This window comes from Streptomyces amritsarensis (assembly GCF_001953875.1).
GTDB classification, from domain to species: domain Bacteria; phylum Actinomycetota; class Actinomycetes; order Streptomycetales; family Streptomycetaceae; genus Streptomyces; species Streptomyces amritsarensis.
In genome coordinates this window covers 1-17746 of sequence record NZ_MQUR01000032.1, presented here as the reverse complement: position 1 = coordinate 17746, position 17746 = coordinate 1, and the positions used below count along the sequence as shown (strand labels likewise).

At 71.1% G+C, this 17746-nt stretch carries 17 protein-coding genes and 1 pseudogene; 11 read left to right on the top strand and 7 right to left on the bottom strand.

Annotated features, from left to right (window positions below):
* Window positions 1-73: 73 nt before the first annotated feature.
* Window positions 74-655, bottom strand: coding sequence for a TetR/AcrR family transcriptional regulator (locus AVW11_RS15865; protein ID WP_060180476.1), 582 nt, complete (start codon window positions 653-655; stop codon window positions 74-76).
* A 125-nt stretch (window positions 656-780) separates the two neighbouring features.
* On the opposite strand from AVW11_RS15865, the gene AVW11_RS15860 reads away from it, so the two are divergent.
* The 3 genes from AVW11_RS15860 (at window position 781) to AVW11_RS15850 (ending at window position 4010) form a co-directional block, all read left to right on the top strand.
* The gene (locus AVW11_RS15860; RefSeq protein WP_076044307.1) at window positions 781-2400 is read left to right on the top strand and encodes an MDR family MFS transporter; all 1620 of its coding nucleotides are present in this window, start codon (window positions 781-783) and stop codon (window positions 2398-2400) included.
* Between the two features lie 299 nt (window positions 2401-2699).
* Complete coding sequence (locus tag AVW11_RS15855) at window positions 2700-3536, top strand: polysaccharide deacetylase family protein (RefSeq protein ID WP_060180478.1); 837 nt, start codon at window positions 2700-2702, stop codon at window positions 3534-3536.
* Window positions 3537-3680: 144 nt separating this feature from the next.
* The gene (locus tag AVW11_RS15850; RefSeq protein ID WP_030850475.1) at window positions 3681-4010 is read left to right on the top strand and encodes a hypothetical protein; all 330 of its coding nucleotides are present in this window, start codon (window positions 3681-3683) and stop codon (window positions 4008-4010) included.
* 154 nt (window positions 4011-4164) lie between these two features.
* Here AVW11_RS15850 and AVW11_RS15845 read toward each other — a convergent pair whose 3' ends face one another.
* Complete coding sequence (locus AVW11_RS15845) at window positions 4165-5385, bottom strand: serine hydrolase domain-containing protein (protein ID WP_078857759.1); 1221 nt, start codon at window positions 5383-5385, stop codon at window positions 4165-4167.
* A gap of 145 nt (window positions 5386-5530) precedes the next feature.
* Here AVW11_RS15845 and AVW11_RS15840 point away from each other — a divergent pair, with 145 nt between their 5' ends.
* On the top strand, window positions 5531-6157 hold the full coding sequence (locus tag AVW11_RS15840; protein WP_060180479.1) for a hypothetical protein: 627 nt from the start codon (window positions 5531-5533) through the stop codon (window positions 6155-6157).
* A gap of 159 nt (window positions 6158-6316) precedes the next feature.
* Here AVW11_RS15840 and AVW11_RS39425 read toward each other — a convergent pair whose 3' ends face one another.
* The 4 genes and pseudogenes from AVW11_RS39425 to AVW11_RS15825 form a co-directional block, all read right to left on the bottom strand.
* Window positions 6317-6883, bottom strand: coding sequence for a type 2 periplasmic-binding domain-containing protein (locus AVW11_RS39425; RefSeq protein ID WP_476755987.1), 567 nt, complete (start codon window positions 6881-6883; stop codon window positions 6317-6319).
* Between the two features lie 172 nt (window positions 6884-7055).
* Window positions 7056-7388: pseudogene (locus tag AVW11_RS39420) on the bottom strand (ABC transporter substrate-binding protein); the annotation flags it as partial.
* 449 nt (window positions 7389-7837) lie between these two features.
* Complete coding sequence (locus AVW11_RS15830) at window positions 7838-8455, bottom strand: SMI1/KNR4 family protein (protein ID WP_030850467.1); 618 nt, start codon at window positions 8453-8455, stop codon at window positions 7838-7840.
* A gap of 59 nt (window positions 8456-8514) precedes the next feature.
* Window positions 8515-8871 carry a DUF192 domain-containing protein gene (locus AVW11_RS15825; RefSeq protein WP_030850464.1) on the bottom strand — a complete coding sequence of 119 codons (357 nt, stop codon included), beginning with the start codon at window positions 8869-8871 and terminating at the stop codon, window positions 8515-8517.
* A gap of 98 nt (window positions 8872-8969) precedes the next feature.
* Between AVW11_RS15825 and AVW11_RS15820 the strand changes: the two genes are divergently transcribed.
* Window positions 8970-9797, top strand: a complete 828-nt coding sequence (locus AVW11_RS15820) for a prepilin peptidase (protein WP_076044306.1) — start codon at window positions 8970-8972, stop codon at window positions 9795-9797.
* A gap of 142 nt (window positions 9798-9939) precedes the next feature.
* On the opposite strand, the gene mgrA is transcribed toward AVW11_RS15820, so the two are convergent.
* On the bottom strand, window positions 9940-10977 hold the full coding sequence (mgrA, locus tag AVW11_RS15815; RefSeq protein WP_030850459.1) for an L-glyceraldehyde 3-phosphate reductase: 1038 nt from the start codon (window positions 10975-10977) through the stop codon (window positions 9940-9942).
* A 129-nt stretch (window positions 10978-11106) separates the two neighbouring features.
* On the opposite strand from mgrA, the gene AVW11_RS15810 reads away from it, so the two are divergent.
* The 6 genes from AVW11_RS15810 (at window position 11107) to AVW11_RS15785 (ending at window position 17709) form a co-directional block, all read left to right on the top strand.
* Window positions 11107-11868: an isoprenyl transferase gene (locus tag AVW11_RS15810; RefSeq protein ID WP_030850457.1), complete on the top strand. Its 762-nt coding sequence runs from the start codon at window positions 11107-11109 to the stop codon at window positions 11866-11868.
* 332 nt (window positions 11869-12200) lie between these two features.
* Entirely contained in the window at window positions 12201-13517 is a 1317-nt protein-coding gene (locus AVW11_RS15805) for a PhoH family protein (protein WP_030850454.1), read from the top strand.
* Between the two features lie 471 nt (window positions 13518-13988).
* Window positions 13989-14681, top strand: a complete 693-nt coding sequence (locus AVW11_RS15800) for an aggregation-promoting factor C-terminal-like domain-containing protein (RefSeq protein WP_060180483.1) — start codon at window positions 13989-13991, stop codon at window positions 14679-14681.
* Window positions 14682-14810: 129 nt separating this feature from the next.
* Entirely contained in the window at window positions 14811-16187 is a 1377-nt protein-coding gene (locus AVW11_RS15795; protein ID WP_076044305.1) for an AI-2E family transporter, read from the top strand.
* Between the two features lie 122 nt (window positions 16188-16309).
* Entirely contained in the window at window positions 16310-16993 is a 684-nt protein-coding gene (locus tag AVW11_RS15790) for a hypothetical protein (RefSeq protein ID WP_076044304.1), read from the top strand.
* An 8-nt stretch (window positions 16994-17001) separates the two neighbouring features.
* The gene (locus tag AVW11_RS15785) at window positions 17002-17709 is read left to right on the top strand and encodes a hypothetical protein (RefSeq protein WP_076044303.1); all 708 of its coding nucleotides are present in this window, start codon (window positions 17002-17004) and stop codon (window positions 17707-17709) included.
* The last annotated feature ends 37 nt before the right edge of the window (window positions 17710-17746 follow it).

Below are 17746 nucleotides of genomic sequence, written 5' to 3'. Positions count from 1 at the left end.
CGGTCCCGAACCCCGGGCGGGGTGGCTGAACCCAGGGTGGGGCCGGCCGCGGCTCACGCACCCTCGTGGCGGCTCACGAATCCTCGTGGTGGGCCTGCGTGATGAGGTCCGTGGCGACCTCCAGGGCGGCCAGGCGGGTCTCCTCCGGGTCGCCCTCGACGTGCTGGAGGAACATCATCCCGGCGTGCAGCGTGAACAGGGCGCTGACGCAGCGCACCTGGTCCGTCAGCGGTCCGTCGTCCGTGCGCAGCAGCTCGACCAGGCGGTACAGCCGCTTCTTCACGGTCTCGCCGATGCTCAGCTCGCGCGTCGTGGCCTGGTTCTCCTGCATGAAGCGGTACAGCGCGGCGCCCGCCGCCATCGCCTCGCTGTAGCGGCGCAGCACCTCACGCTTGGTCTCCAGGGTGCGCGGCTGCTGCTCCGCCCACTTGATCAGCTCGTCGATGGGACGCGTGACGTCCTCGAAGAGGCTGATGATGATGTCTTCCTTGGTCTTGAAGTGGTAGTACAGCGCCGCCTTCGTGACCTCTAGCCGCTCCGCGATCTCGCGCAGCGACGTCTTCTCGTACCCCTGCTCGACGAAGAGCTCCAGTGCGATGTCCTGGATGCGCTGGCGCGTGTCGCCACGACGGCGCTGCGGACTGCTGCTGGACATGACTCTCCTCGATTGCTTACTTGACGCCCGGCAAGTTACGGGTCTACCGTCCCCAGTCTAGTGAACTAGCCGGTCGGCAAGTAAGTGCTGTTCCGGCAGGTAGTGCCCAGGGGAGTGGACAGGAAATGGTGGAGACAAGCAAGCCCGCGCAGACCTCGCCGGAGGTGAAGCCGCGCAGCGTACGGGTCGTCCTCATGGCCCTCATGATCGCAATGTTGCTGGCGATGCTCGACAACATGATCATCGGTACGGCCATGCCCACCATCGTCGGCGAGCTCGGCGGCCTGGAGCACCTGTCCTGGGTGGTGACCGCGTACACCCTGGCCACGGCCGCCTCCACCCCCATCTGGGGCAAGATCGGCGACATGTACGGCCGGAAGGGCTCCTTCCTCACCTCGATCGTCATCTTCCTCATCGGCTCCGCGCTCAGCGGCATGGCCCAGGACATGGGCCAGCTCATCGGCTTCCGCGCGGTCCAGGGCCTCGGCGCCGGCGGTCTGATGGTCGGCGTCATGGCGATCATCGGCGACCTCATCCCGCCCCGAGAGCGTGGCAAGTACCAGGGCATGATGGCCGGCGTGATGGCCCTCGCCATGATCGGCGGCCCGCTCGTCGGCGGCACCATCACCGACCACATGGGCTGGCGCTGGTCCTTCTACATCAACCTCCCCCTCGGCGCCGTCGCCCTGGCCATGGTCACCGCCGTCCTGCACCTGCCCCGGAACGCCGAACGGCGGCGCCCGAGGATCGACTACCTCGGCGCGGCGCTGCTGACCGTCGCCATCACCTCCACCGTGCTCGTCACCACCTGGGGTGGCACCGAGTACGACTGGACCTCCGCCCAGATCCTCGGCCTCGGCGCCGTCGGCGTGCTGTCGACCGCCGCGTTCCTCTACGTGGAGACCAAGGCGGCCGAGCCGGTCATGCCGCTGCACATCTTCCGCAGCCGCAACTTCACCCTGATGTCCGTGATCGGCTTCCTGGTCGGCTTCGCCATGTTCGGCGGCGTGCTCTACCTCCCGCTGTTCCAGCAGTCGGTCCAGGGCGCCTCCGCCACCAACTCGGGCCTGCTGCTCCTGCCCATGCTGCTCTCGATGATGGCCGTCTCGCTCGTCGCCGGACGCGTCACCACCAGCAGCGGCAAGTACAAGATGTTCCCGATCATCGGCGGCGGCCTCATGGTCGTCGGCATGTTCCTGCTCGCGACCATGGACACCGGCACCACCCGCCTGGTGTCCGGCCTCTACATGGCCGTCCTCGGCGCCGGACTCGGCTTCCTGATGCAGATCACCATGCTGGTCGCGCAGAACAGCGTCGACATGAAGGACATGGGTGTCGCGTCGTCCTCCGCCACCCTCTTCCGTACGCTCGGCGGCTCCTTCGGAGTGGCCCTGATGGGCTCCCTCTTCACCTCCCGCGTCACGGACACCATGTCCGAGCGCCTGGGCCCGGAGGCTGCCGGAGCCGCGGGCTCCGCCCAGTTGGACGCGGCGAGCCTGGCCAAGCTGCCCGAGGCCGTGCGCGCGGCCTACCAGCACGCGGTGGCCGCCGGCACGCACTCCGCGTTCCTGCTCGGCGCGGCCGTCGCCGTACTGGGCTTCCTGGCCGCGTGGTTCGTCAAGGAGGTCCCGCTGAGAGGCGCGGGGCCCGTCCCGGACGACGCCACGTCCGCCCCCGCCGACGCCACGTCCGCTTCGGCCGACGCCAAGTCCGTCCCGGCGGCGCAGGAGTCACTCGCGCGCTGACCCCGCCGCATGCCACCCCGGCCCCGCCGCATGCCACCCCGGCCCCGGCGGACGCCATCCCGGCCCCGGAGGACGCACGCGTCCACCGGGGCCGGACCGTTTTCCGCCACGCCGCGCCGGAAAGGAAAGGTGGGTGATCAAGGACCAAAGTCCCATCAACCCCATCAGTCCTGTCAGTCCCATTACAGGGAATTTACGGGTGATTTGACTGGAACTCCTCTCCGGTGGCGGACGTCCTGATCCACGGAACGCTCACAGCACGGCGGAACGCTCGCACAGCGGATGGGAGTGGACGGTTCATGGGTTTCTCGACGTACACGAACAAGAAGGGCGTCCGGGCCGGTGCGGCCGTCGTCGCGTCGGCCGCCGTCGTCGCGGCGACCGTCTGGGGAGTGGTGACCCTCGTGGAACCGGGAAGCGCCGACGCGGCCGCCCGGCAGAACGGGGCCCAGCCGGGCCGAACGGACAACTCCGGCCACGGTCCCGCGGGTCGGCCGGGAGCGCAGCAGGGGATACCCGAGGGCATAGCCCACTCCTCGGAGAGCGGCGGCAACGCCGTCAACATCACCATCGACGACGGCCCCGACCCCCACTGGACCCCCAAGGTGCTCGACGTATTGCACAAGCACGACGTCAAGGCGACCTTCTGCATGGTCGGACCCCACGCCAAGGCCCACCCCGACCTCGTCAAGAAGGTCGTCGCGGCCGGCCACCGGCTCTGCGACCACGCCATGGACCACGACACCGCCATGGACAAGAAGCCCGTCGACTACCAGGAACGGCAGATCCTGGACGCGAAGAAGCTCATAGAGGAAGCCGCGGGAGGCGGCGCGAAGGTCGAGTACTACCGGGCACCCGGCGGCGCGTTCACCCCCGACAGCCGGCGCATCGCCGCCGCGAACGGCATGCGCCCGCTCGGCTGGAACGTCGACACCAAGGACTTCCGGAAGCCGGGCACGGCCGCCGTCGTCGACGCCGTCAAGCGCGAGATCGGCAACGGACCGACCATCCTCTTCCACGACGGCGGCGGCAACCGCGCCCAGACCGTCGAGGCCCTCGACCAGGTACTGGCCTGGCTCAGGGACCAGGGCCGGCCGACCGGCTTCCCGGTCCGCACCGCACCCGACACCCCGTGAGCCGCCGCCCGCCCGGCTTCCGCCGGCCCGGCCGCTCCTGACACGCCGTCCGCCGCGCGAACGGGTGAGGGTCGACGACACGGACCCGCCCGCGTTGTTACCTGGTCGGGCACGGACGAACGTACGCCCGACCAGGAGGCTCCTGTGGCCATCGCCCCCGGCAAACTGTCCGACCCCGTGGTCGGCGCCCTCGTCACCGCCGTCAACGCGCACGACAAGGACGCCTTCCTGAAGCTGCTGACCGCAGACGCGACCATGTCCGACGACGGATCGGACCGCGACCTCCACGACTGGGTCGACCGGGAGATCTTCGACTCCAGGGGCCACATGGACGTGCTGTCCGAGTCCGACGGGGGCCGCGCCCTCGTCATCGACTACCGCAACGACACCTGGGGCGAGATGCGCACCGCCTGGCGCTTCACCATCGCCCCCGGCGGCGGCCGCATCAGCCGCTTCGAAACCGGCCAAGCCTGACCCCACCGACCACCCGCCCGGCCGGGCCAGGCCCGCCCCACCCGGCCGGGCCACGCCCGCCCCACCGGCCCGCCCCGGCCAGGCGGATCTGCCGGCCCCGGCCCGGCCCCGCCGAATCCGCCGGGCCGGGCCGAATCCGCCCGCCAGGCCCCGCCTACAGGCTGCGCGCCACCTCCAGCACCGCCGCCGTCAGGCGCGCGTTCTCCGGGGCCAGCCCGCCCGGGAAGCCGAAGCGGCGGCGCGTGTACCCGTACGCGATCCCCGTGACCGGGTCGGCGAAGCCCTGCGCGCCCGCCGCACCGCAGTGCCCGAAGGCCTGCGGGCCCACCTCGGGCTGGCGCTCGAAGCCCAGCCCGAAGTGGTCCACCTCCCCGGTCAGGATTTCCTGGCCCGGCGTGTGCAGCCGCGCGATCTCGGCCGCGGTCCCCGGCTCCAGCAGCGCGGCCCGGCCGCCGACCCCGCTGATCGCCGCCGCGTACAGGCCCGCCACACCGCGCGCCGAGCCGATGCCGCCCGCCGAGGCCGGACCCAGTTCCCGCGTCCGCGGGTGGTTGGCGTGGGCCACCAGGTCCATCGGCGGCTCCCGGTGCCAGTTGAAGGCCACCGCCAGCAGCTCGGGCACCGGCCCCTCCGCCGCCCGCGCCGCGGCCTGCTCCGGCGTCGGCAGCATCTCCAGGACCGGCTTCCAGCGGCCCTCCTGCGCGGCCGGGAGCCCCATGTAGAGGTCCAACCCGTACGGTGCGCGCACGCGCTCCTCGTACACCTCCTGGATCGACCTGCCCGTCGCCCGCCGCACCACCTCGCCGGTCAGCGCGCCGATCACGAAGGCGTGGTAGCCGTACGCCGTCCCCGGCTCCCAGTACGGCTTCTGCCCGGCCAGCCGGGCGGCGATCAGCGCGTCGTCCGCGATCTCCTCGTAGTCGAAGCCCCCGTCCACGTTGATCAGGCCCGACTGGTGGCTGATCAGCTGGCGCAGGGTCAGCCGCTCCTTGCCGTCCCCGGTGAACTCCGGCCAGTACGCCGACACCGCCCGGTCCAGCTCCAGCGTGCCGTCCTGCACGAGCAGTGCCACCACCAGGTGCGCGGCGCCCTTGGTGATGGAGAAGACCCCGCTCAGCGTGTCCGCGTCGGTGTCCTCGCCGGCCCACAGGTCGACGACGCGCCGCCCCCGGTGGTGGACGGCGAGCTGGGCCTCGGGCGAGTGCGGCTCGGCCGCCGCGAACGCCTCGAACTCCTCCCGGACCCGCTCCCAGCCGGCCGCCACCGTGCCCCGCACGCCGACGCCCGCACGCACCGCCGTGCCCGCGCCCGTGCCCGCCCCGCCAGGCCCGAGCCACCCCGCCCGGTCCGCCGTCGCGTTCTCGTTCCCGCCCATCGCATCCCCCTCGGATCGGATCGTCGTTCCGCTGCTCCCGAACGGAAGCCGATCATCGGATATTCCGGCGGCCGGGGGGCTCCCGTACGGGTGAAAGGCCGCGCGGCCTCGTTCCGGCCCGCGACGGGGCCCCGTTGGGCCGGGCATGACGCGCACCCGCACCGCCGCTCTCGCCCTCGCCACGGCCGCCGCCGCCCTCGCTCCCGTCCTCGTCCAGCAGGCCACCGCCGCGGAGCCGGCGATGTACCTGCAGGACCCGGCGGGCGGCGAGAAGACCATGAAGTCGATGTGGACCGACGACGAGATGCACAAGGTGGAGGCGCAGTTCCGCTTCCACCCCGGCGTCCGCTACAAGACGGTCACCCGCCCCGGCCACTCGGCCGCGCCGGACTACGAGCGGAAGGCCGGCGACCCCAGGACGCTGGCGTGGGAACCCTCCTACGAGTTCGCCTGGTCGGTGTCGGACTCGACCGTGGTGAAGAAGGCGGTGACGGTCAAGGAAGGCGAGCACCCGATCGTCGTGCACGCCGTACTGCGCCGCGCGGACCGGTCCGCGGTGGCTCAGGTGCGCAAGGAGCTGACGGGGAAGCCGCCGACGGGGCGCGAGAAGGTCGCGGGCGGCAAGCGGATCGCGTGCGACACCGGCGAGTACACGGTGGAGTGGTCGGTCACCCGCTCGGGCTACGGGACGCTCCACGGCTCCCTGCGCTGGAACTCCAGCTGCGAGCAGTACCGGACGGCGTTCTCCCAGGACCACGGGAAGCAGCGCTGAGGCTCCCGTCGGGGTCCGGCCGCCCCGCGCACCTCGTGAGTGCTCGGCGGGCGACTGGGCCGCGGCCCGGGATCAAGGGCCGTAGCGGCCATGGTGCCGCACGGGATGGTCTGCGGCCCGGGTCGAAGGCCCCGTGTCGTGGGGGACTTCAGGGGGAGTTCACTGCTTCTTGGAGGCCTGGGACGCCTGTGCGGCGATGTCCTCCAGGACGCCCTTGGGATTGCCGTTCGGTTCCACGGCACGTCCGATGTTGCGCTTGATGGTGTCGCTGACCGTCACCCAGGACGGGTCGTTGACCGGGTAGAGCTGCGCGCCGCGCAGCGCGTTGAGGAACTGCTGGTCGTTCTTGTCGAGTCCGCCGCCCGCCGGGGTGCGCGAAGCCGTCACGGTGGAAGGCAGCAGGTGGTAGCGGCTGGCGAAGTCCGACAGGTTCTTGTCCTGGTAGACGAAGTCCAGGAACCTGCCGATCTCGGCGCGCCTGCCGTTCTGCCTGAAGGCCATCATCCAGTCGGCCACGCCGACGGTCGGCGGGGTCTCCCCGGGGCCGAGGTCGTCCGAGACGGGCATGGTGGTGGTGACGACGTTGACGCCCTTGGCGCGCGCCTCGTGGGCGAGGGCGGGGTAGCCGTTGAGCATGCCGACCTCGCCGCGCGTGAAGGCGGCGAAGGCGTCGGCGCGGTTCAGCCGGGACGGTGACGTGGTCCCCGTGTAGCCGGTCGCGACCATGTTCTCCTTGACCCATTCCCAGGTCTTGATGTTCTGGTCGGAGGCCAGGCTGTAGTTGCCGCTGCTGTCGGCGTAGCCGCCGCCGTTGCTGAGCTCCCAGATCAGCGCCTCCGCGTGCGCCTCCTCGGGCCCCAGCGGNNGCGGCGGCCTTCAGGTCGGACCAGGTCTTGGGGGCCTCCCTGATGCCGGCCTTCGTGAACAGCGCCTCGTTGTAGAAGAGCAGGCGGCTGCTCGCCACGAAGGGCAGGCCGTAGAGGGTGTTGCCCACCGAGCCGGCGTCGGCCAGCGGCTGGAGGAAATTCGCCTCGGCCGTGACCGAGAGGAGTTCGTCGGCGGGATAGAGCTGCCCCTGGGCGGCGAAGTCCGAGTAGGAGCCCATGAGCGCGATGTCCGGCGCCTTGCCGGCCTTGACCATACGGGAGACCTCGCGGTCGATGTCCGCCCACGGCAGGAGCTTGACCTCGACCTTGATTCCCGGATTCTCCTCGGTGAAATCGGCCGTCACCCTGTCCCAGAACGGCTTGGAACTGGTGGCGGGACTGTCGCCGTATTCGGCGGCGACCAGGTGCAGTGTGCCCCCGCCACCTGCCTCGTCCCCGGAACCGCCACATCCCGCCAGCGGTATCAGCAGGCCGAGCACGGTCGCGGTGGCGGTCGTGCCGAAAATTCTCCGTCGCACGGGTGTATTCCCCTGAATTTCTTTTGCGTCTCGTTATTACTTATGGGTTGCTCCGGGCAGGGTGATCCCTCGATGGCCCGTTGGCCGGAATTCTCTCCTGTGCGACGGGTGGGTTTTCCATGGGGGCCGTACTTGTGGTGAATGCTCCAACCGCAGCTTTTCCGGCTGGTGTTTTTTGATATGCGGCCGATAAAGTAGACGCGCGTAGACATGCCGAAAAGCCCGTTTCCGTCAGGGAAACGGGCCGGCAGCCGGTGGTGGCGGGGAACGCTCGGTCAGTCGGTGAATTCGCCGGCGTACGGGTCGGGCTCGCCCGTCTCCGGGTTGCGGCCCTCCTGCCAGCGGCGCTGCGCCTTGCGCCAGTGCACGAAGCTCAGGTGCCCGCCGTCCCAGAAGGTGATGCTGACCGGGCTCACGTCGAACTCGTCGGAGCAGAGCCGGAAGAGGAACTCGGCCATGCCGTACGGGTACACGGCGAAGGAGTCGGCGGTGTGGCGGCCGCACACCAGCACCGGCCAGCGGTCCGGATCGGGATCGGAGGTCAGCCAGCACAGGATGTCCGAGCCGCCCGCGACGCCCCACGCGATGATCGACTCCGGGTCCACGTCGAAGGCCGAACGGCCGCCCTCCGCCACCCACATCTGCCGAGCGTTGTCCGTCTCCTCGGCCATCTCGGCCGGATCCCACTGCAGCCCGGGCTTGGGCATCGGCAGCAGGATGCTCGCCTCGCCGTTGATGGAGCCTGCGCCGAAGCGGCCCATGAACGCGATGAAGTCCGACGGGAACCGGGTCCCCCAGGCCGCCTCCGCCGCGGGCCAGTCGACGTCCTCGTCGGCGCCGTGCGTCGCCGGCATGATCTGCTCCAGCGCCTTGATCCGCGCGTTCTCCGTCATGCCGCTCCCCTGATGCCCCAGCTCAACCGCCCCAACCTACTCCCGGCGGCGAGCTCCTCCTAGGCGGTGTCCACTTCCAGCGTGGTTCCGGCCGCCAGGCCCCAGCCGGCCATGGCGCCGGCCGCCGCCTCCAGGACGTGCCGGGCGCGCAGCCGCGGCAGTCCGAGCCGGCCGGGAGCCATGGTGGCCACGTCGAGCACGCGCAGGTTCCGGTCCAGGTACGCCACGTCGATCGCGAACCGCATCCGGAAGGTGTGCACGCTCGCCGCGGGCGTCAGCAGCATCGCCCCCTCGATCCCGTCCCGGCCGAGCAGGCCGCGCGTCCGCGCCCGGTAGGAGGCGGCGACCTCCAGCGGGATCGGTGTGGGGTCGGATCCGACCCGCAACGCGGCGGGGCCGTCATGCCAGTGCGCCATGGCGGCCACCTTAGGGGGTGCCCTGCCGGTCGGACCCGGCTCCCTGATCCGGCCCGAACGGCGAGACACCCCCCGAGGGGACCGCCTACCTTCGCCCCATGGGTGTGGTCGTGATCGTTCTCGCCGCCGGGTACGGCGCCGCCGCCGGGCTGCTGCTGCCGCGCGCGGCCTACCGGCTGTCCGTGGCCCCCGGGACCCCCTGGCGGCACAGCTGCCCGCAGGGGCACCGGCTGCGCGGCTGGCTCGGCCCGGCGCGCTGCCGCCCGCCCCGGCCGGAGCCCGCCCCGCCCGGCCCGGGATACGCGTACGGGCCGGGGTACGCGCACGGGCCGGAGCCGGCCGTGCCCGGGCCGGGGCCCGCCGCGCCCGGGCCGGTGCACGCCTACGGGCCGCGGGCCCTGCTCCCGGCCGCCCTCACCGGAGCGGTGTGCGCCCTGATCGCGGCGGCCGTCGGGGTGCGGCCCGAGGCGGCGGCGTACGCGGCACTGGCCCCGCTCCTCGTCCTGCTCGCCCTCGTCGACCGGGCCGTGCACCGGCTGCCCGACGTCCTGACGCTGCCGCTCGCGGCCGGGGCGGCCGCCCTGCTCGGGATCGCCGCCCTGCTGCCCGGCTCGGCCGGGTCCTGGCGGCTCGCCCTGCTCGGCGGGGGCGCGCTCGGGGCGGCGTACCTGGTGCTCCATCTGATCAACCCCGCCGGCATGGGCCTCGGCGACGTCAAGCTGGCGCTCTCGCTGGGGGTCGCTCTTGGGTGGTACGGGTGGGGGGTATGGGCGTCGGGGGCCTTCCTGGGCCTCCTCTACGGCGCGCTGTACGGCCTGACCCTGCTGCTGCGCGGCTCCGCGACCCGTGACCAGGGCTTCGCGTTCGGCCCCTTCATGGCGGTCGGCGCACTCACCGGAGTGCTGCTGGGCGGTTTCGGAGCGTAATCATCGCGCGGCGATGCACGCAGCATGCTTTACGAAGGGTTATGGTGGAACCCCCCCCTCGGGCCGGTCCGTATCCCCCCCACGGACCGGCCCGTTTTCCGTTCACCCGTTGCCCGCGCGGGTGTTGGGGCGAAAATGCAGGTCAGCCGCGCTGGGCCCAGATGTTGGTGCCGGGCGTGGACACCGCGAAGGAGTCGATCTCCTTCAGCTCGGCCTCGGACAGCGGCGCGCCGGCCAGGGCGGCCACGTTCTGCTCAAGCTGCCGGACGCTCGACGCGCCGATCAGGGCCGAGGTCATCCGCTCGTCGCGCAGCACCCACGTGAGTGCGAGCTGGGCCAGGGACTGGCCGCGGCGCGAGGCGATCGCGTTCAGCCCGGCCAGCCGGTGCAGCACGTCGTCCGAGAGCAGGTCGGGGTTCAGCGACTTGCCCTGGGCGGCGCGGGAGTCGGCCGGGATCCCCTGGAGGTACTTGTCGGTCAGCAGGCCCTGCGCGAGGGGCGCGAAGGAGATGCACCCCATGCCGGCGTCCTCCAGGGTGTCCAGCAGCCCGTCCTCCTCCGTCCAGCGGTTGATCATGGAGTAGGAGGGCTGGTGGATGAGCGGGCGCACGCCCATCCCGTGCAGGATCCGCACGGCCTCGGCCGTCTGCTCGGCCGTGTAGGAGGAGACGCCGACGTAGAGCGCCTTGCCCTGCTGGACCGCGGACGCGAGGGCGCCCATGGTCTCCTCGAGCGGGGTCTGCGGGTCGAAGCGGTGCGAGTAGAAGATGTCGACGTAGTCCACGCCCATCCGCTTCAGCGAGGCGTCGAGCGAGCTGAGCAGGTACTTGCGGCTGCCCCACTCGCCGTACGGCCCGGGGTGCATCAGGTAGCCGGCCTTGGTCGAGAGGATCAGCTCGTCGCGGTAGGGCGCGAAGTCCTGCGCGAAGATCTTGCCGAAATTCAGCTCGGCCGAGCCGGGCGGCGGCCCGTAGTTGTTTGCGAGGTCGAAGTGGGTGACGCCGAGGTCGAAGGCGCGGCGCAGGATCGCCCGCTGGGACTCCAGGGACCTGTCGTCACCGAAGTTGTGCCAGAGGCCGAGGGAGATGGCGGGGAGCTTGAGGCCGCTGTGGCCCGTGCGCCGGTACTCCATGGAGTCGTAGCGCGAGGACTCTGCCCGATAGGGATTGGTATCAGTCACGTTGTCCTCCCTATCACGGAGTTGTGACAGACCGAGTTGGGTACCCCCTCCCGCCGCGCAGTAATGTGGCGGACTCGGGGGAGGGACCGCATTTCGCACGGGGGCAAGGCACGGAGGGGCTGGAAGATCGTGAAGTTGCGCGACCTGGTGTACAGGCTTTACGCACGCCGGGTGGAAGGCCGCCTCGACCATGACGCGGCACCCAAGCACATCGGCGTCATCCTGGACGGGAACCGCCGCTGGGCGAAGGCGTCCGGAGGCACGACGGAGCAGGGCCACCAGGCCGGGGCCGACAAGATCTCCGAGATGCTCGGCTGGTGCACCGAGACGGACGTCGAGGTCGTCACCCTGTGGATGCTTTCCACGGACAACCTGGACCGGCCCGAGGTCGAGCTCCGCCCGCTGCTCAACATCATCGAGAACACCGTGCGGGGCCTCGCGGCGGACGGCCGCTGGCGCGTCCACCACGTCGGCAACCTGGACATCCTTCCCGCCGGGACGCAGACGGTCCTCAAGGAGGCCGAGCAGGCCACCCACGACGTCGACGGGATACTCGTCAACGTCGCCGTCGGCTACGGAGGTCGCCAGGAGATCGCCGACGCCGTGCGCTCGCTGCTGCTGGAGCACGCGCGCAAGGGCACCTCCTTCGAGGAGCTCGCCGAGATCCTCGACATCGACCACATCGCCGAGCACCTCTACACGCGCGGCCAGCCCGACCCGGACCTCGTGATCCGCACCAGCGGAGAGCAGCGGCTGTCCGGATTCATGCTGTGGCAGAGCGCGCACTCCGAGTACTACTTCTGCGAGGTCTTCTGGCCGGCCTTCCGCAAGGTCGACTTCCTCCGCGCCCTGCGCGACTACGCGGCCCGCCACCGGCGCTACGGCACCTGATGCCGCGGAGGGGGGTCCGGCCGTGTCGGAGCCCCCTGCGCCCCGCCTTCCCCTCCCCTCGAAGCCTTCACCAGGGATTCACCGAGCGTCCGTCATATGCCATGGCATGGCCTGGCCTGATCGGGGAATATCCCTTTCAGGTCGATGCCCGATCCACGGGTGTCGAGTCTCAGCGGACGGCATGGGGTCGTCCGCCCGGGAGGCCCTTTGCACCAGGACGCACGTGCGGTTCGCACGGACGCAGTGGAGGGCCGGAAATCGGCCCTGGCATGGGTGCCGATGACCGGTCCGGTCTTCATGGCCCGACCTCTTCCGAGGGGGTACGTCCTTCCGTGGTGACCAGCACAAAGCGCCGCCTGCCCGACAGGCGGACCTACGTCCTCGACACCAGCGTCCTGCTGGCAGACCCCAACGCGATCTCCCGCTTCGACGAGCACGAGGTCGTGCTCCCGATCGTGGTGATCACCGAGCTGGAGGCGAAGAGGCACCATCCCGAACTCGGCTACTTCGCGCGCCAGGCCCTGCGCCTGCTCGACGACTTCCGGGTTCGCAACGGTCGCCTCGACGCACCCATCCCGCTGGGCGATCTGGGCGGCACCCTGCGCGTCGAGCTCAACCACTCAGACCCCGGAGTCCTCCCCGCCGGCTTCCGGCTGGGGGACAACGACTCGCGGATCCTCGCCGTCGCCCGCAATCTGCAGGCCGAGGGCTACGACGTCACGGTCGTCTCGAAGGACCTCCCCCTGCGCATCAAGGCCTCCTCCGTGGGGCTGATCGCGGAGGAGTACCGCGCCGAACTCGCCATCACCGACGGCGGCTGGACCGGCATGAGCGAGATCGGCCTCTCCGGGGAGCAGGTCGACCTCCTCTACTCGGAGGAGCGGCTCTACGTACCGGAGGCCGCGGAACTGCCCGTGCACACCGGGCTGGTCCTGCAGTCCGAGCGCGGCAAGGCCCTGGGCCGGGTCACGGCGGACGGCAACGTCAGGCTCGTACGGGGCGACCGCGACGCCTTCGGGCTGCACGGGCGCAGTGCCGAGCAGCGCATCGCGCTGGACCTCCTCCTCGACCCCGAGATCGGGATCATCTCGATGGGAGGCCGGGCCGGCACCGGCAAGTCGGCGCTGGCGCTGTGCGCCGGCCTGGAGGCCGTGCTGGAGCGCAGGCAGCACCAGAAGGTGATGGTCTTCCGGCCGCTGTACGCGGTGGGCGGCCAGGACCTCGGCTATCTGCCCGGTGACGCCTCGGAGAAGATGAGCCCGTGGGCGCAGGCGGTCTTCGACACGCTGTCGTCGGTCGCCGGCCGGGAGGTCATCGAGGAGGTGCTGAACCGCGGGATGCTGGAGGTCCTGCCGCTCACGCACATCCGCGGCCGCTCGCTCCACGACGCCTTCGTGATCGTGGACGAGGCGCAGTCGCTCGAGCGGAACGTCCTGCTGACCGTTCTGTCCCGGATCGGGGCCAATTCGCGGGTCGTTCTGACCCACGACGTCGCCCAGCGGGACAACCTGCGGGTCGGCCGGTACGACGGAGTGGTCGCCGTGGTCGAGAAGCTGAAGGGCCATCCGCTCTTCGCCCACGTCACGTTGACGCGATCCGAGCGCTCCCCGATCGCCGCCCTGGTGACCGAGATGCTGGAGAGCCTCTGACGGGGGTGAGCCCGGCGGTGCCGCCCGCCCGCCGGTCGAAGCGGTCAAAAAACGCATAGCGGGAAGGTGAGTTGGCGCCGCCCGGCAAAGGCCCGAGAGCCTAGCCGGGCGGCGTCGTGCTGCACAGTCCTTTGACGAAATCGACGAGGGCATCCCAGGTGTGACCTTTCACACGCAACGGAGAATTGCCTTGCGGTGTCGAGGTCCGGCAGAGTCTGGTTTCCGTCAGGCCCCGCATACGGCACTCCTCCAGACTTCGTCCGGGGGACCCCGGTACCTCCCGTGAGGTACGCGCAGCACCACAACTCCACAGCCGATGGCCGTATGCCGCCCGGTAGTTTCACGCGGCAGCCCCCGCAGGGGAGTTGCCCACGGGCCCGCGCCTCCAGTGACCGTAGAACCACGGAGGCCAGAGACGAGGGCACTTTTGCGCCCGCGCGGTCACTGCGGACGCTGCTGGAAGGACACCGTGTGAGCCGGATCTCGGTCCGGGGGTTCGCAGTGGCTTCGGCCACCGCGGTCACCACCGTCGGCGCAGTCGTGGGCGTTGCCACCGGCGACCCCACGAACGATCTCGAGACGACCGCGTCCGGGGCGACCCTCCTCGCAGACATCCCGGTCGGCGACCAGGCAGAGGTCCAGAGCGCGTCCCTGACGCAGCAGGCCGACACCATCGCGCACGCCGCCGACGCCGACGCCAGGCGTTCGGCCGAGGAGGCGGCACGCCTGCAGGCCGCCGAGGACGCCAAGAGCAAGAAGGCCGAGGCGCAGAAGGCCGCCGACGAGAAGGCGAAGAGGGAACGCGAGGCGAAGGAAGTCGCCAGCCGTTCCGCCGCCCGCGACGCCGGTGACTTCGCCGTCCAGAGCTCCTACACGGTCGCCCAGGTCAAGGCCATCGCCCAGCAGATGGTTCCGGCCGGCCAGTTCCAGTGCTTCTCGAACATCATCAACCAGGAATCCACCTGGAACTACCTGGCCGTGAACAAGTCCTCCGGGGCCTACGGTCTGGTCCAGGCGCTGCCCGGTTCGAAGATGGCCTCGGCCGGCGCCGACTGGCGCACCAACCCCGCCACGCAGATCAAGTGGGGCCTGAACTACATGGAAGACCGCTACGGCAGCCCCTGCGCCGCGTGGACCTTCCACCAGGCCAACGGCTGGTACTGACGGCCGCTGCCGCACCGCGGCGCCACCGCTCAACCCCGGGGAGCCCCGCACCGTCGTACGGTGCGGGGCTCCCCGCGTGTACGGTCTTCGGGGTGTGCCCGTAGACGGGGGGCGGGGGAAGGAAGCGACATGGCGAAGAGGGAAGGCTGGCTCGGCCGGCTGGGCAACAGGCTGACCGAGATGGAGGCGCGGCTCAACGAGCGGCGCGCCGAGGTCGAGGCCGAGACCGCAGGCGATCTGCCCGAGCCGCCGCGGCAGACCGTGGCGGCCGAGGCCGCTCCCGCGGCCTCCGACGCCCCGGCGCAGCAGCCCCCCGCGGTCCGGGAGCCCGCCCCCGCGCGCTACCGGCGCCCCGAGCGGCCCGACCCGGCGAGCGTGGTCCCGTGGGGGATGCGCGTCGCCGCCGAGGCCAGCTGGCGGCTGCTGCTGCTCGCCGGAATGCTGTGGGTGCTGATGAAGGTGATCAGCGAAGTCCGCCTGGTCGTCCTCGCCTTCGCGGCCGCCATGCTCGTCACCGCGATGCTCCAGCCCTTCGTCGTCCGGCTGCGCAGACTGGGTCTGCCGCGCGGCCTGGCCACGGCCGTCACGGCGGTCCTCGGCTTCGTCGTCATCGGGCTCGTCGGCTGGTTCGTGGTCTGGCAGGTCATGGACAACCTCGACGACCTCTCCGACCGGGTCCGCGACGGCATCAACGAGCTCAAACTCTGGGCACTGGACAGTCCGTTCCACGTGACCGAGAAGCAGATCAACGACATCGCGAAGAACCTCAGCGAGACCATCGGCACCAACACCGAACAGATCACCTCCGCCGGACTCCAGGGCGTGACCGTCCTCGTCGAGATCCTCACGGGCATGCTGCTCGCGATGTTCTCGACGCTCTTCCTGCTCTACGACGGCAAGCGCATCTGGAACTGGGCGCTCGGCCTGGTCCCGGCGGCCGCCCGCGCCGGTGTCGCCGGCGCCGGTCCGCGCGCCTGGCGCACGCTGACCGCGTACGTGCGCGGCACGGTCATCGTCGCGCTCATCGACGCCATCTTCATCGGTCTGGGGCTCTACTTCCTGGATGTGCCGATGGCTGTGCCGCTGGCCGTCTTCATCTTCCTGTTCGCCTTCATCCCGCTCGTCGGCGCCGTGATCTCGGGCGCCCTCGCGGTGGTCGTGGCGCTCGTGACACAGGGGGTGTTCACCGCCCTGATGGCGCTGCTGGTGGTGCTGGCGGTGCAGCAGATCGAGGGGCACGTGCTCCAGCCGTTCATCCTCGGCCGGGCGGTACGGGTACACCCGCTCGCGGTGGTGCTCGCGGTCGCCGCCGGCGGGATGATCGCGGGCATCGGCGGGGCGGTGGTGGCCGTTCCGCTGGTGGCCGTCACCAACACGGTGGTCGGATACCTGAAGGCGTACTCCCGCGACCAGCACCATCTCGGGGCGGGAATGGCCGGCCCGGCGCCGCACGGCTCGACGGCGCTGGGCGTGGTATCCGACGACGAGGAGTACACCCGGCCGTAGCGGTGCCTGGCCGAATCGCGCACCACCGGAGCCGAACGTTTCAGCGAGCCGGGCTGCCATGATCGAGGGTGTGCGGGCGCGGCTGGTGGCGCTCGGGAAGCAACGGTGAACGGGGGGCAGGGATGATCAGCGATCCGGAGCTCGACGGCGGGTGGCAGGCCGACCGTGCGGAAGGGCCGGCGGAGCGGCTCGCACCGCACGGAGCGGAGGCGGACGGCCCGGGGGCGCGACGGCCGTGGCTGTGGGCCCTGGGCGGGGCCGTGACCGCTTCGGCGGTGTGGGCGCTCGGCCTGTACACCTTGGGGGACCGGCTCGCCGCGCCGGAGCTCTCGTACCGGGCCGCGGAGAACCTCTGCGAGGACTTCCGGGCCCGTGCGCTGGGCCGGATCGCTGGAGACCTGCACCGCTACCGGCCGGTGAACAAGGAGCACGACCACCCGGCCGTGCGCGGGGCCGTCTGCGAGCTGCGGAACGGCGAGAGCGTGTCCAGCCTCACCGTGCGGGCGCAGGTCGATCTGCACAGGAAGACCGATCCCGCGCCGGAGTTCGACGTGCCGTCGCTCGGGCTCGTCGCCGCGCTCGGTGCGGGGAGCACCGAGGCGGTGCAGGGTCTCGGTGAGCGCGCGGTGTTCTTCACGACCCCCGGGGACGGGGTCGTCCAACTCAGGGTGCTGGACGGCGGGGCGGTGTTCACGATCGAGGCCTACGGCACCGGCACGGCACAGAACACGCCGACTGACACCGCCGTGATGCAGGCGGCGATGGTCGAGGACGCCCGCGCGCTGATGGCGGTATTGAAGGAGTAGGGGGCGGGATGATCAGTGAGCCCGAGCTCGACGGGGCATGGGAGTCGGAGCGCCCGGCGGAGGCCGCGCAGGACGACGCCGTGCCCCCGCGGGGGCCGGCCCGGCCGTTGCGGTGGGTCGCGGTGGCCGTCGTGGTCACGTCCGCGCTGTGGGCGGGCGGGCTGTACGCCTTCGGGGACCGGCTGCGGCCGGTGGGGCCGGAGGTCCGGTACGCGGTCACGGACAACCTGTGCGAGCACTTCAAGGCACCGGCCCTCGGGCGGGCGACGGGCGGTTTCACGGACGCCACCCCGCACAAGGCAGGCCGGCATCCGGCCATGGACTGGGCGGCGTGCAGCTACGGCAGCGACAGGCCGGGAGGTTCGGGCGGGTTCTCCGCAGTGGTCCTGGTCGAGCTGCACAAGAAGAGCGATCCGGGGCCCGAGTTCGCGCTGGGTTCGTACTACGAACGGATCTTCGGTGACGACGTGCCCTGGGAGGAGATGCCCGGCCTGGGGGAGCAGGCACTGGTCCGCGCGTCCGAGGCCTCCGACGGTCTTCAGCTCCGCGTCCGGGACGGTGGTGCGGTGTTCACCGTCGAGCTGATGTTCTTCGGCTCCCCGGACGAGGAGATCGGCCCGAGCGCTACCCCGCAGGCGCGGCCCGACCAGGACACCCTGACCGCGGCCGCGGTCGAGGACGTACGGGCCCTGATGGCCGCCTTGCGCAAGGGCTGACGACGGCAGGGGCCCCGCGACCGGGAACGGTCGCGGG

Excerpts from the sequence above, each read along its gene's own strand:
- AVW11_RS15865 (WP_060180476.1), bottom strand. The coding sequence starts at position 655 with ATGTCCAGCAGCAGTCCGCAGCGCCGTCGTGGCGACACGCGCCAGCGC.
- AVW11_RS15860 (WP_076044307.1), top strand. The coding sequence starts at position 781 with ATGGTGGAGACAAGCAAGCCCGCGCAGACCTCGCCGGAGGTGAAGCCG.
- AVW11_RS15855 (WP_060180478.1), top strand. The coding sequence starts at position 2,700 with ATGGGTTTCTCGACGTACACGAACAAGAAGGGCGTCCGGGCCGGTGCG.
- AVW11_RS15845 (WP_078857759.1), bottom strand. The coding sequence starts at position 5,385 with ATGGGCGGGAACGAGAACGCGACGGCGGACCGGGCGGGGTGGCTCGGG.
- AVW11_RS15840 (WP_060180479.1), top strand. The coding sequence starts at position 5,531 with ATGACGCGCACCCGCACCGCCGCTCTCGCCCTCGCCACGGCCGCCGCC.
- AVW11_RS39425 (WP_476755987.1), bottom strand. The coding sequence starts at position 6,883 with ATGGTCGCGACCGGCTACACGGGGACCACGTCACCGTCCCGGCTGAAC.
- AVW11_RS15830 (WP_030850467.1), bottom strand. The coding sequence starts at position 8,455 with ATGACGGAGAACGCGCGGATCAAGGCGCTGGAGCAGATCATGCCGGCG.
- AVW11_RS15825 (WP_030850464.1), bottom strand. The coding sequence starts at position 8,871 with ATGGCGCACTGGCATGACGGCCCCGCCGCGTTGCGGGTCGGATCCGAC.
- AVW11_RS15820 (WP_076044306.1), top strand. The coding sequence starts at position 8,970 with ATGGGTGTGGTCGTGATCGTTCTCGCCGCCGGGTACGGCGCCGCCGCC.
- AVW11_RS15795 (WP_076044305.1), top strand. The coding sequence starts at position 14,811 with ATGGCGAAGAGGGAAGGCTGGCTCGGCCGGCTGGGCAACAGGCTGACC.
- AVW11_RS15790 (WP_076044304.1), top strand. The coding sequence starts at position 16,310 with ATGATCAGCGATCCGGAGCTCGACGGCGGGTGGCAGGCCGACCGTGCG.
- AVW11_RS15785 (WP_076044303.1), top strand. The coding sequence starts at position 17,002 with ATGATCAGTGAGCCCGAGCTCGACGGGGCATGGGAGTCGGAGCGCCCG.